This window comes from Pseudomonas sp. TE6288 (genome assembly GCF_054062095.1).
Window position 1 is genome coordinate 51838 of record NZ_JBSSEW010000007.1, and the last position, 12541, is coordinate 64378.

Sequence of the window (12541 nt, forward strand, 5' to 3'; positions counted from 1 at the left end):
CGGGCGATCTAGAACTCTACCGACGTCTGCACGTACAGCGTGCGCGGTTCACCCACGTACTTGCCCTTGTTGTTGTCGTCGAACGAGCGGGTGTAGTACTCGCGGTTGAACAGGTTCTTCACCCCCACCGCCACCTTCAGGTTCGAAAGCGCAGGGCCGAAGTCATAGCCGGCGCGGGTGCTGACCAGCATGTAGCCGGGGATGCGCCCGGTGCTGCCGTCGGCACTCTCGCTGCCGGTGTTGGCGTTGTCGGCGTATTGGCTGCTCTGGAAGCTGCTGTCCAGGTTCAACTGCCACGGGCCTTCGGTATAGCCGATGCCCAGCGTGCCCTTGTGGCGCGACGAGAACGGCACCTGGTTGCCCTTGTTCGGGCCGTCTTCACGAATGGTGGCGTCGACGAAGGCGTAGCCGGCATGCACATCGAAGCCGGCCAGGGCCGGGCTCAGGCCGTCGAGGGCATAGCGCACGCTGGTCTCGATGCCCTGGTGGCGGGTTTCGCCACGGGCGATCACCGAATCGTTGATCTGGTTGCTTTCGTACTGGTTGTCGAAATTGATCAGGAACGCGCCGATCTCTGCCTGCAGGTCGCCATTGTCGTAGCGGGTACCGACTTCCCAGGTGCGCGCCTTCTCCGGTTTCACCTCGCCACTGCTGACCCGGTTGGGCATCTGGCTGTACTGCACGCTGCCGAACGAACCTTCGGTGTTGGCGTACAGGTTCCAGTGGTCGGTGAGGTGGTACATCACGTTCAGTGCGGGCAAGGCGGTGTTGTAGCTGCCCTGGTACTGCTGGCCGTTGAGCTTGTTGCTCTGCCGCGAGTCGATCATCTCGTAGCGGATGCCCGGGGTGATGGTCCAGCGGCCGATGTCGATGCGGTCGTCCAGGTAGATCGCGTGGGCTTCGGTGCTGCCGCGGGTGTCGCGGTCGTTGCGGCTGGCGGTGGTCGGCAGGGCGCCGTTGACCGGCTCGCGGTAACGCAGTTCATGGCCGGCTTCGTTGACGTAGCGGTAGCCGACGCCCAGCTCGTGCCAGCTGTCGCCCAGGGCCAGGCCCTGCGAGAAACGCGTTTCGATACCGCGCACCCAGTACTCGCGCGGCGACAGCGAGACGAAGCTGCCTTGGTCGAGGTAGCCGCTGCGCAGGGTCTTGGTGAAGAAGCTGTTGACGCTGAACTGGCGGTCGTCCTGCTTGTAGTCGTAACCGAAGTTGAACAGGGTGCGACGGCCCCAGAACTTGTCCTTCAGGCGCGTCGACTGGTACGGATCGGCGTCGAAGTCCGCCGTGCTGAGGCCGCCGGGCATCTCGGCCTCGCCGTCGTAGTACTGGGCCATGGCGTGCAGGCTGTTGGCGTCGTCCAGTTGCAGCTTGCCCTTGAGCATCAGGTCGTCGATCTGCGTGTCACTGTGCTCGCGCCAGTCACTGCCACGGGTGCCGGAGTAGAGCAGGGCGCCGCCCAGGCCGTTGGCGTTGGTGCCGCCGATCAGCAGGTTGGCGCTGTTCTTCAGGCCATCCTGGCTGGACGACGGGCTGAGCTGGTTCTGCATCGCCGCCTTGAAGGTGGCCTCTTCGGGAATGGCGCGGGTGACGAAGTTGACGATGCCGCCGACGTTCTGCGGCCCGTAGCGTACCGCGCCGCCGCCGCGCACCACGTCCACGGCGTCCATGTTGCCCAGGCTGATCGGTGCCAGCGACAGCTGCGGCTGGCCGTAGGGGGCGAAGGGCACCGGGATGCCGTCCATCAGCACGGTGGAGCGCGAGGCCAGGCGCGGATTGAGGCCGCGGATGCCGAAGTTCAGCGCCAGGTCGTGGCTGCCGGTGCCGTTGTTTTCCGGGGCGTTGACGCCGGGGATGCGGTTGAGCACTTCGCGGGCACTGCTGGCGCCGCTGCGTTCGAATTCATCGCGACGCACCACGTCGCGGGCACCAGGGTGCTCGAAGACGTTGTCCTGGCGGGCCTCGGCCAGCCAATCGCCGACCACGGTCGAGGCGCCCAGCTCCACGGCCGCGCTGCCGGTGCTGGCTGGCTGCGGTTGCAGGCTGTAGGCGTTGTCGGTCTCCTGGCGAGCCTGCAGGCCACTGCCACGCAGCAGGGCGTCGAGGCCCTGGCCGACCTCGTACTGGCCATCCAGGCCGGGGCTGTTCAGACCTTGGGTGAGGCCGGGGTTGAACGAGATCAGCGCGCCGCTTTCGCGACCGAACTGGTTCAGGGCCTGTTCCAGTGTGCCGGGCGCGATATGGTAGTCGCGGGGCTCGCCGGCCAGGGCGAACGGGGCGGCGAGGATCAGGGCGTAGGCGAGGGGACTGAGGCGCAGGGGCATGTGACGGAGGTCCTGTGACAAGGGGTTCTGCCTTCTCTGTCACGCGAGGTTCGCGAAATGGCTCAACGGATATGAAATACATGTGCGCTGGCACCGCTCTTCGTGGGAGCGGGCTTGCCCCGCGATGGCCATGTGTTGCCGCTCGCTTGTCTCTCAGCCGGTTTTCGCTGCCTCGAGCGACACCCAGTACCGGGTGAACCGTCGCACCTTCACCGGGAGTGTCACCTCCAGCATTTCCAGAATCCGTTCACTGTCGGCCAGTGGATACGACCCGGAAATCCGCAGCTCGGCGACGCTTTCGCTGCAGCCCAACTGCCCGAGCCGATAACGCCCAAGCTCGGCGAGAAAATCGCCCAGGCGCATCTGCGACACCACCAGCATGCCGTCTACCCAGGCCGCGCGGTTGGGGTCGAGCGGCGCGATGGCCTGCCAACCGCCCACGGCAAACCGCGCCTGGTGGCCGGCCAGCAGCGGTGTGCCGGCCACGCTGGCGCTGCCGCTGAACACCGAGACCAGGCTGAAACCGTCGAACTGGCGCACATCGAAGCGCCCGCTTTCCAGGCGCAGTTCGCCCTGGGCCGTGGCCAGGCGCAGTGGACGGGGATCGTTTTGCACCTCGAGCAACAACTCGCCCTCCTGCAATCGCACCCGGCGCTGCTGGCCGTCGAAACGCACATCGGCGGCGCTGCGGGTGTTCAGGTGCAGCTGGCTGCCGTCGTCGAGGGTCAGGCGGCGGCGCTGGCCAACCGGGCTGCGGTAGTCGGCCATCAGCCCGGGCAGCGGATTGTGCTGCTGCAGGCCCAGCCCGGCGGCACTGGCCACGCCGGCCAGCAGCAAGACCTTGAGGGCGCGGCGCCGGGCGGGTGAAGGTGGTGCCTGCAGGGTGGCGTGGACCACTGGCGCGGTCACGCCGCGCAGGCGCTGGTTGACCTGCTGGATATGCGCCCAGGCGCGCTGATGCTCGCTGTCTGCCTGCAGCCAATGCTGCAGGGCCTGGTGCTGGTCGAAATCGGCACTCTGCGACTCGATCAGCCAGTGCACCGCCTGTTCGGCGATCTGCGCCGAGAACGTGCCGTTCACAGGGCGAAGTAGCAGCGCAGGGCTGCCTTGTGCAGGTAGCGCTTGACCGTGGCCAGGGAGATGCCCAGCTCACGGGCGATCTCGCCCTGGCCCAGGCCATCGACCTGGGCCAGCAGGAAGGCGCGCTTGACCAGCGCCGGCAGGCCGTCCAGAAGGCGGTCGAGCGCCAGCAGGGTATCGAAGATAAGGGCTTTGTCTTCCTCGCTCGGTGCCACCTGTTCGGGCACCTGGGCCAGGGCCTCAAGGTAGGCGCGCTCCAGTTCCTGGCGGCGGAAGTGGTTGCACAGCACACGCTTGGCCACGGTGGTGAGGAACGCACGGGGCTCGATCAGTTGCGGCGCTTCGCGGGCCTGGAGCAAGCGCACGTAGGTGTCCTGTGCCAGGTCGGCGGCACTCTGCGGGCAGCCCAGGCGCCGTCGCAGCCAACCGGTCAGCCAACTGTGGTGGGCGAGGTAGAGGCCTTCGACGGTGGAAGAGAGGGCGCTGGGCACCGATGCGACTCCGGCGCCGGATAGCGCAACTGGAAGTAAGAATTGTTCGCATTGTATTCATGCCGCTGGTGTTCGGCAATCGCTGCCGACGCAAGGCATGCGACCGCTCGCGCCGCCATGCTTTGCTTATGAGAATTGAAATCATTAGTATTGCAGCCCCAATTCCCGGACCCTCGCCATGAAGAGCAAAGCTGCCGGCCTTCCCCTGAGCTACCGCCTGGCCGTGACCTCACGCAGCCTGGCCGCGCTGCTGGGTGGATACCTGCTGGCGTCGATGGCCAGTGTCTGCATCACCCTGCTTGCGCCGATGACCCAGGCCGACGCGACGATGACCGGGATGATGCTGTCATTCGTCTTCTACCTGATCGCCTTCATCTGGTGCTTCGCCTGCCGCAGCGCCTGGCGCGCCTGGCTGGGCATGCTGCTGCCAAGCCTGGTGCTGGGGCTGATCAACGCACTGGCCTACTGGATGAACCTGCCATGAAAGAAGGCTTCCGCCAGGCCATGGCCTGGCTGCACACCTGGACCGGCCTGATCTTCGGTTGGCTGCTGTTCGCCATCTTCCTCACCGGGACGCTGTCGTACTTCAAGGACGAGATCAGCCACTGGACCCAGCCCGAGGTGCAGAGCCATCCGCTCGACCCGGTAACCAGTCTTGGCCTGGCCCAGCGTTACCTCGAAAGCAATGCCGGCCACGCCAGCACCTGGTTCATCCGCCTGCCCAGCGAGCGCGAGGCGGCGCTGAGTGTCAGCTGGCGCGACCCGAACGGTGGTGGGCGTCGTGGCTTCACCGACAAGGAGCTCGACGCGCGCACCGGCGAGGCGGTCGAGGCCCGCGACAGCCGTGGCGGCGAGTTCTTCTACCGCTTCCACTTCCAACTGCAGATGCCGCACCCATGGGGGCGCTGGCTGTCGACCTTCTGCGCCTTCATCATGCTATTGGGGCTGGTCACCGGGATCATCACCCACAAGAAGATCTTCAAGGAATTCTTCACCTTCCGCCCGGGCAAGGGCCAGCGGTCCTGGCTCGACGGCCACAACGCCATCGGTGTGCTGGTGCTGCCGTTCCACCTGATGATCAGCTACAGCAGCCTGGTGATCTTCATGTACATGGTCATGCCGGCCAGCATCCTGGCCAGCTACGGCGACAGCAGCGGCTACTTCAACGATGTGTTCGGCCGCGACGAGGTGCCCGAGGCGGTTGCCCAGGCCGCGCCGCTGGCGCCGTTGAGCGACCTGTATGCCAAGGTCCAGGAACAGGCGCCGGGGGCGCGCATGGGCTACATCCAGGTGCACAACCCCGGTGACCGCAACGCCCGGGTCACCTTCACCCGCGCCTCGGCCGACAGTGTCGCCTACCAGCGCAGCGCCATCTGGACCTTCGATGGCGTCAGTGGCGAGCTGCTGCGCCGCGGCGCGCCGGAAAGCGCGGCGATGACCACCTCGTTCACCTTCGTCGGCCTGCACATGGGCAACTTCGCCGGGCCTTGGCTGCGCTGGCTGTACTTCGCCTTCGGCGTGGCCGGCACCGCGGTGATCGGCACCGGGCTGGTGATGTGGCTGGGCAAGCGCCAGCTCAAGCATGCCAAGAGCGCACGCATGCCCGGCGAGCTGCGCCTGGTCGAAGTGCTGAACATCGCCAGCATGAGCGGCCTGTTGCTGGGCGTGGCGGCGTTCTTCTGGGCCAATCGCCTGCTGCCGGCAACGCTGGAAGGGCGGGCCGACTGGGAAATCAACGGTTTCTTCCTGGCCTGGGGCGCGTCATTGCTCCACGCCATGCTGAGGAGCGGGCGCCGCGCCTGGGGCGAGCAACTGACGCTGGGCGCGCTGGCGTTCGCCTTGCTGCCGTTGCTCAACGCACTGACCTCCGACAAGGGGCTGGATCACTCCATCGCCGCCGGTGACTGGGCCATGGCCGGTTTCGACCTGACGGCCCTGGCCACCGGCCTGTTCCTGGCCTGGGCCGCCAGCAAGATGCTGCGCGCGCCCAAGCCGGCCGCCAAGCGTGCGCCACGCGCCGCCAAGACCGTGGAGGCGAGCTGATGCTGGGAGTTGCGCTGATGGGCTTCGCCGGTTTCGCCGGCCTGTGCCTGGCCATGGAAAAACACTTCAACGACCTGCTCGGGCGCAAGCCCACGGCCAGCCAGCAGCGTGCCATGCGCGTCGGGGGCTGGGCATTGCTGCTGTTGTCGTTGGCCCTCGCCGTGCAACTGCGCGGTTGGGCCTTGGGCCTGGTGGAGTGGATCGCCGTGCTGATGGCCGGCGTGACGCTGTGGGTATTCGGCTTGCCCTACGTGCCGCGCCTGCTGCTCGGCCTGGCCGCCGCCAGCCTGGTGCTCGGGCCGCTGCTGGCCGTGCTGGCGGTCTAGGCCCTTGAGCGACTCCGAGGCCGGCGGCGGGCGGGCACGCTTCCTCCAGGTGTTCCTCGCCCAGCGCGCGCGCATGGAGGCGCTGGTCAGCCGGCGCGTCGGCTGCCGCGCCACGGCGTCGGACCTGGTGCAGGACTTGTTCCTGCGCTTCTGGCGGCGCCCCGAGGTGAAGGTCGAGGCGCTCGACACCTACCTGCTGCGCAGCGCCAGCAACCTGGCCATTGACTACCTGCGCAGCGAGGGCAGCCGCGACCGCGCTGCCGAGGGGTTGCACGACCCCGACGAAGCGCACTGCGCCCAGGCGCCCGAGCAGGCCCTGGAGGTCGACCACGACCTGCAGCGCATCGAGGCGGCCCTGCGGGCCCTGCCCGAACGCACCCGGCAGATCTTCCTGCTCAGCCGCATCCATGGTTGCACCTACGGCGAGATCGCCAAGGCCATGCAACTGTCCCAGAGCGCGGTGGAAAAGCATATGATGCGCGCCCTCGAAGCGTGCAAGGCGAGTGTTGCCGAACCCGCGTCCCCATTGCGCCGGCCAGGGAGCGCCCGTCGATGAGTGTTGAACAGCCGATCACTGCCGCCCAGTCCCAGGCCGCCCTGCGTTGGCTGGGGCGCATCCAGCAGCAGCCGGCGCAGGCCGAGGGCGCGGCGTTCAAACGCTGGTTGCTGGAGAGCCCCGCCTATCGCCAGGCCTATGCCGAGGCCCAGGCGCTTTGGCGCCTGAGCGCGGTGCCGGCGGCGCGGCTGGCGGCCGAGGAACACCAAGGTCTGCAAACATACCTGGAGGCCATGCGCCGGCGCGAGCGCAAGCGACCGTGGCGCGGCCTGGCGGTGGCGGCGAGCCTGGTACTGGCGCTGGGATTCGCGGCAGGCTGGCAGCCGCAGTTCTGGCTGCAGGACCTGCGTGCCGACTACACCAGCGGGGCGCAGGTGCGCCAGGTGACCCTGGCCGATCGTTCGCAATTGACCCTGGATGCCGGTACCGCCGTGGCGGTGGACTTCGCCCATGGGCAGCGGCGTGTGCGGTTGCTGCGCGGCGCCGCATTCTTCGAGGTGACCCATACCGGCGAACCGTTCCTGGTGGATGCCCAGGGCGGCGAAGTGCGGGTGCTGGGGACCCAGTTCGAGGTGCGCGGGCAGGGTGACGGCGCACAGGTCACGGTGCGCAGCGGACGGGTGGCGGTGACGGCGGCCGAAGGGCAACCGGCCCGCGAACTGACAGCCAACCAGCAGCTGGCCTATGCCGGTGGTGTGGCCGCTGGGGTCGAGGCGGTGGACAGCGACAGCCGCCTGGCTTGGCGCCAGGGTTGGCTGAACTACTACCAGGTGCCGTTGGCGCAGGTGCTCGAGGACCTGGGGCGTTACTACCCGGGGCGGATCCTGCTGCTCGACGGTGAGCTGGCGCAGCGCAAGGTCAGTGGCAGTTTCCCGGTGGCGGAACCGCTGGCCGCGCTGGATTCGCTGGGCAAGGTGATGGGGTTCGAGCGGCAGACGCTGCTGGGCCGGTTGACCATTTTGCGTTGACCTGAGTCGACGTCATCGCGGGGCAAGCCCGCTCCCACGAGTCCGTTCCCATAAGCCATTGCGTGGGAGCGGGCTTGCCCCGCGATAGCGTCGGAACAGCAAAATATTTCCATCAGGTGATGAGGTACCCCACGCCGGCATCCGTGTAGTGAGTGGAAGTGCGATTCATTCGCATACGATCATCCCGCCCACAGGTCCGCGTCCATGAAGTTCACCCCGCGTTGCGTCTCGCTCTGGTTCGGCCTCTGCAGCTTGTCCGCCATGGCCGCCGTGCCCCCTGCCGTGGCCGCCCAGCAGAGCCAGGTCTATGCCTTCGCCCAGCCCAGCCAGCCGCTGGCCCAGGCACTCAACGCCTTCAGCCGTACTACCGGGCAGAGCGTGGTCTATACCCTGACGCTACCGGACCTGCGGGCCCCGGCGCTGAACGGCACCTTCGACGCCGACCAGGCGCTGCAGCAGTTGCTCGGCAACTCGGGCCTGGCCTGGCGCCGCCTCGACGCCCGCACCCTGACCCTGGAGCCGGTCGACACCTCCGGCGCGCTGAACCTGCAGGCCACCACCATCAACTCGCAACTGGACGACTACAGCTACCAGCCGCCGGCCAGCGCCTCGATCATGCGCGGCCAGGGCGCGACCCTGGATATCCCGCAGGCCGTGAACGTGGTTCCGGCCCAGGTGATCCGCGACCAGGCACCGCGCAACCTGGACGATGCGTTGTACAACGTCAGCGGCATCACCCAGGGCAACAACTTCGGCGGTACCGCCGACACCGTGATGAAGCGTGGCTTCGGCGACAACCGTGACGGCTCGATCATGCGCGACGGCATGCCGATCGTGCAGGGCCGCGCGCTCAATGCCAGTACCGAACGGGTCGAGGTGCTCAAGGGCCCGGCCTCGCTGTTGTACGGCATCCAGGACCCGGGCGGGGTGATCAACGTGGTCAGCAAGCGCCCGCAACTTGCGCAGTACAACGCCCTGACCCTGCGCGGCTCGACCTACGGCAGCGGCAAGAACGGCAGCGGCGGCGGCCTGGACAGCACCGGTGCGCTGGGGGAGAGCAACCTGGCCTATCGCCTGATCGTCGATCACGAGGATGAAGACTACTGGCGCAACTTCGGCGTGCACCGCGAATCGCTGGTGGCGCCGTCGCTGGCCTGGTACGGCGAGGACACCCAGGTGGTGCTGGCCTATGAGCACCGCGAGTTTCGCTACCCGTTCGACCGCGGTACCGCCTTCGGCAGCGACGGCCATCCTCTGAATATTCCTGCCACCCGCCGCCTGGACGAGCCGTTCAACGATATGGAAGGGCGCTCCGACCTGTACCGCCTGGAGGTCGATCATCAGTTGGACGATGCGTGGAAGCTGCACGTCGGCTACAGCTTCAACCGCGAGACCTACGACGCCAGCCAGGTGCGCGTGACCGGCGTGGATGAAAGCCAGGGCACGTTGTCGCGCAGCATCGACGGCACCCGGGGCGCCCTGAGCCGCGACCAGTTCGCCACCTTCAGCCTCAACGGCAGCGTCGAGCTGGCGGGCATGCGCCACGACCTGGTGGTCGGTGTCGATCACGAGGACCGCAAGGTCTACCGCGCCGACCTGATCCGCCAGAACAGCCGCTCGACCTTCAGCTACCTGAACCCGGTCTATGGCCGCGAAGTGGAAGGCACCAGCGTGCGCGCCAGCGACAGCGACCAGACCGACAAGCTGCGCACCGATTCGCTGTTCCTGCAGGACGCCTGGCACCTGGACGAGCACTGGATCCTGGTGGCCGGCGGGCGCTTCCAGCAGTACGACCAGTACGCCGGTCGTGGCCGACCGTTCATCGTCAATACCGACACCCGCGACCAGACCTGGGTGCCCCATGCGGGCGTGGTGTACAAGGTCGATGAGCGGTTGTCGTTCTATGGCAGCTACAGCGAGTCGTTCAAGCCCAACTCGACCATCGCCCCGCTGAGCATCGGCGGTGGCCGCACCCTGACCCTGGACTCTGGGATCGCGCCGGAGGAGGGCAAGTCCTGGGAGCTGGGGGCCAAGCTCGACGTGCCGGGCGCGGTGACCGGCACCCTGGCGCTGTTCGACATCACCAAGCGCAACGTGCTGGTGGCCGATGGCGACACCCAGCCGGGGACCATTCTCTACAGCAACGCAGGGGAAGTCCGCTCACGGGGTGTCGAGCTGGACCTGACCGGCCAACTCAGCGAGCGCTGGAGCCTGATCGGCGCCTATGCCTTCACCGACGCCGAGGTCACCAAGGACCCACAGCTCAAGGGCAATCGCCTGCAGAACGTCGCGCGTCACAGTGGCTCGCTGTCGGCGGTATACGACTACGGCAGCCTGTTCGGCGGTGATCGCCTGCGCCTGGGGGCAGGTGCGCGCTACGTGGGTGAGCGTGCGGGCAACGCGACAAACGACTTCGACATGCCGGCCTACACCGTGGCCGATGCCTTCGCCAGCTACGAAACCAAGCTGGACGAGCACAAGGTACGCCTGCAGTTGAACGTGAAGAACCTGTTCGACAAGGTGTACTACAGCTCGGCGGTGAACCGTTACTTCGTCGCCGTGGGGGATGCGCGGCAAGTCAGCCTGTCGAGCACCTTCGAGTTCTGACGCCAACCGATGATGGGCGGCGTGGGTGCGGGCTGGCCCCGCGATAGCGCCCGGCAGTCAGGCGCAGAACGCCGCCCGATACTCCCCCGGCGTCGCTCCCAACGCCTGGCGAAACCGGTTGTTGAAGTGACTGGCACTGGCAAACCCGCACAGCAGCGCCACTTCGCCCAGGGGCAGCGTGCCCATGCGCAGCAGGTGACACGCCTTTTGTAGCCGTCGGGCCAGCAGGTACTGATGCGGCGGCAGACCGAAGCTTGCGCGGAACATCCGCGCGAAGTGGTATTCGGACAGGTTGCAGCGCAGCGCCAGCTCGCCCAGCGTCAGCGCCTGGTCGAGGTGGGCCTCGATAAAGTCCACCAGTTGTCGGCGCTGGTGCGGCGCCAAGCCGCCCTTGAGTTTGAGCCCTTGGCGCAGGCCGGCCTGATTGAGCACGGCGTGGTCGATGATGTCGTGGGCCAGGCTGCTGGCCAGCAGGCGCTCGCCGGGTTCGGCCCAGTCCAGGCCGATCAGCTGGCGAAAGCGTGCGGCCTGTTGCGGGTCGTCGAGGAAGGTCGCCTCGTGCAGCTGCATTTCACGCGGCTCGCGGTCCAGCAGGCGGGTGCAGCCAAGGGCGAACTGCTGTTCGCTGATGTACAGGTGGGCCAGGCGGATCGTGCCGTTGACCACCCAGTTGGACTCATGGCCGGCCGGCATGATGCATAGCTTGCCCGGCGCGCCCTTGTCGGCCGGGCGCTGGCGGCGGAAGGTACCGGTGCCGTCGGCGATGTAGCACGACAACGTGTGGTGGCTGGGCGCCTGGTAGTCGCGGGCGTCGTCGCGGTTGCTCCACAACGCCGCCGCCAGCCCGTCGCCCAGGTGCGCGCTCAGCTCCAGCCGGGCGTGGGGCGAGGCATGCATGGCGTTGAAGACTTGCAGGTGGTCGAGTGCGGGCATGGGAGACTCCTCTGAAGGCCATCGTACTGCGGCGCGGGCGGGAAGGCAGCTGGCCGAAGAGGAAAAGCGCAAGTTTATGCAAGCGTCGGAATCAGGGCGCGGTAAACACTCGTAGTCCTGGCGAGGGCTGCGCCCTCGAATCGCTGGCAAGCCAGCTCCCACAAGGTAAAGGCATGTGCTGTTCCTGTGGGAGCTGGCTTGCCAGCGATGGGCCGCGAAGCGGCCCCAAGTCGACTGTCTGGAGGAATGCCCGTGAACCTGTCGCTCTACCTGCTCACCGTCCTGATCTGGGGCACCACCTGGATCGCCCTGAAATTGCAACTGGGGGTAGTCGCCATCCCGGTGTCGATTGTCTACCGCTTCGCCCTGGCCGGGTTGATCCTGTTCGCCTTGCTGCTGCTCACCCGCCGCCTGCAGCCGATGAACCGCCGGGGCCATCTGGTGTGCCTGGCCCAGGGCCTGTGCCTGTTCTGCGTCAACTTCATGTGTTTCCTCACCGCCAGCCAGTGGGTTGCCAGCGGCCTGATCGCCGTGGTGTTCTCCACCGCCACCCTGTGGAACGCGATCAATGCACGGATCTTCTTCGGCCAGAGGATCGCCGCCAATGTGCTTGGCGGCGGGGCCATGGGGCTGCTGGGCTTGGGGCTGCTGTTCTGGCCGGAGCTTTCCCATCATGCCGCCAGCCGCGAAACCCTTTATGGCCTGGGCTTGGCGCTGCTTGGCACGTTGTGTTTCTCCGCAGGCAACATGCTCTCCAGCGTGCAGCAGAAGGCCGGGCTCAAACCCATGACCACCAATGCCTGGGGCATGGTTTACGGCGCGTCAATGCTGGCGGGGTATTGCCTGCTCAGGGGGATCCCCTTCGATATGGAGTGGAACACGCGTTACATAGGCTCGCTGCTGTATCTGGTGATCCCGGGCTCGGTGATCGGCTTTACCGCCTACCTCACCCTGGTCGGGCGCATGGGGCCGGAGCGGGCCGCCTACTGCACCGTGCTGTTCCCGCTGGTGGCGTTGAATGTGTCGGCGTTCGCCGAGGGCTATCAGTGGACAGCGCCGGCATTGTTGGGGCTGGTGGCGGTGATGGCGGGGAATGTGCTGGTGTTTGGCAAGCCGCGAGTCAAACCGGACATTGTATTGGCGCGTTGAGCAGGTAGCACCTGTCGAAAATGGCAGGTGCGCAGGTTCCCAGGTGCTGGCTAGACTTTCCGGGATTCTT

11 protein-coding genes are annotated in these 12541 nt (G+C 66.9%); 7 read left to right on the forward strand and 4 right to left on the reverse strand.

Annotated elements, in window-relative coordinates; genetic code table 11:
* Positions 1-8: 8 nt before the first annotated feature.
* The 3 genes from fecA to ACVWY1_RS08925 all read right to left on the reverse strand — a co-directional run bounded on the left by fecA (position 9) and on the right by ACVWY1_RS08925 (position 3889).
* The gene (gene fecA, locus ACVWY1_RS08915) at positions 9-2318 is read right to left on the reverse strand and encodes a TonB-dependent Fe(3+) dicitrate receptor FecA (RefSeq protein ID WP_457378141.1); all 2310 of its coding nucleotides are present in this window, start codon (positions 2316-2318) and stop codon (positions 9-11) included.
* Between the two features lie 153 nt (positions 2319-2471).
* Positions 2472-3398, reverse strand: a complete 927-nt coding sequence (locus ACVWY1_RS08920; RefSeq protein WP_277502021.1) for a FecR domain-containing protein — start codon at positions 3396-3398, stop codon at positions 2472-2474.
* Entirely contained in the window at positions 3395-3889 is a 495-nt protein-coding gene (locus tag ACVWY1_RS08925) for a sigma-70 family RNA polymerase sigma factor (RefSeq protein WP_277502020.1), read from the reverse strand. The genes ACVWY1_RS08920 and ACVWY1_RS08925 overlap by 4 nt, the downstream gene beginning before the upstream one ends.
* A gap of 178 nt (positions 3890-4067) precedes the next feature.
* Here ACVWY1_RS08925 and ACVWY1_RS08930 point away from each other — a divergent pair, with 178 nt between their 5' ends.
* The 6 genes from ACVWY1_RS08930 to ACVWY1_RS08955 all read left to right on the forward strand — a co-directional run bounded on the left by ACVWY1_RS08930 (position 4068) and on the right by ACVWY1_RS08955 (position 10389).
* Positions 4068-4373: a DUF3649 domain-containing protein gene (locus tag ACVWY1_RS08930; protein ID WP_094011745.1), complete on the forward strand. Its 306-nt coding sequence runs from the start codon at positions 4068-4070 to the stop codon at positions 4371-4373.
* On the forward strand, positions 4370-5932 hold the full coding sequence (locus ACVWY1_RS08935) for a PepSY-associated TM helix domain-containing protein (protein ID WP_214500571.1): 1563 nt from the start codon (positions 4370-4372) through the stop codon (positions 5930-5932). Before ACVWY1_RS08930 ends, ACVWY1_RS08935 begins: the two co-directional genes overlap by 4 nt.
* A complete protein-coding gene (locus tag ACVWY1_RS08940) occupies positions 5932-6258 on the forward strand; it encodes a DUF3325 domain-containing protein (protein WP_110700007.1) in 327 nt (108 codons plus the stop codon). Before ACVWY1_RS08935 ends, ACVWY1_RS08940 begins: the two co-directional genes overlap by 1 nt.
* A 4-nt stretch (positions 6259-6262) precedes the next feature.
* The gene (locus ACVWY1_RS08945) at positions 6263-6814 is read left to right on the forward strand and encodes an RNA polymerase sigma factor (RefSeq protein WP_250888375.1); all 552 of its coding nucleotides are present in this window, start codon (positions 6263-6265) and stop codon (positions 6812-6814) included.
* Positions 6811-7782 (forward strand): FecR family protein, encoded by a 972-nt coding sequence (locus ACVWY1_RS08950; RefSeq protein ID WP_457378142.1) that lies wholly within the window; start codon positions 6811-6813, stop codon positions 7780-7782. Before ACVWY1_RS08945 ends, ACVWY1_RS08950 begins: the two co-directional genes overlap by 4 nt.
* 204 nt (positions 7783-7986) lie before the next feature.
* Positions 7987-10389, forward strand: coding sequence for a TonB-dependent siderophore receptor (locus ACVWY1_RS08955; RefSeq protein ID WP_457378143.1), 2403 nt, complete (start codon positions 7987-7989; stop codon positions 10387-10389).
* Positions 10390-10446: 57 nt separating this feature from the next.
* Here the strand turns inward: ACVWY1_RS08955 and ACVWY1_RS08960 are convergent, their stop codons facing one another.
* A complete protein-coding gene (locus tag ACVWY1_RS08960) occupies positions 10447-11322 on the reverse strand; it encodes a helix-turn-helix domain-containing protein (protein WP_457378144.1) in 876 nt (291 codons plus the stop codon).
* 252 nt (positions 11323-11574) lie between these two features.
* On the opposite strand from ACVWY1_RS08960, the gene ACVWY1_RS08965 reads away from it, so the two are divergent.
* On the forward strand, positions 11575-12471 hold the full coding sequence (locus ACVWY1_RS08965) for a DMT family transporter (protein ID WP_457378145.1): 897 nt from the start codon (positions 11575-11577) through the stop codon (positions 12469-12471).
* Positions 12472-12541 lie beyond the last annotated feature (70 nt).

Coding starts and splice junctions, on each gene's coding strand:
- fecA (WP_457378141.1), bottom strand. CDS start 2,318: ATGCCCCTGCGCCTCAGTCCCCTCGCCTACGCCCTGATCCTCGCCGCC.
- ACVWY1_RS08930 (WP_094011745.1), top strand. CDS start 4,068: ATGAAGAGCAAAGCTGCCGGCCTTCCCCTGAGCTACCGCCTGGCCGTG.
- ACVWY1_RS08935 (WP_214500571.1), top strand. CDS start 4,370: ATGAAAGAAGGCTTCCGCCAGGCCATGGCCTGGCTGCACACCTGGACC.
- ACVWY1_RS08940 (WP_110700007.1), top strand. CDS start 5,932: ATGCTGGGAGTTGCGCTGATGGGCTTCGCCGGTTTCGCCGGCCTGTGC.
- ACVWY1_RS08950 (WP_457378142.1), top strand. CDS start 6,811: ATGAGTGTTGAACAGCCGATCACTGCCGCCCAGTCCCAGGCCGCCCTG.
- ACVWY1_RS08955 (WP_457378143.1), top strand. CDS start 7,987: ATGAAGTTCACCCCGCGTTGCGTCTCGCTCTGGTTCGGCCTCTGCAGC.
- ACVWY1_RS08960 (WP_457378144.1), bottom strand. CDS start 11,322: ATGCCCGCACTCGACCACCTGCAAGTCTTCAACGCCATGCATGCCTCG.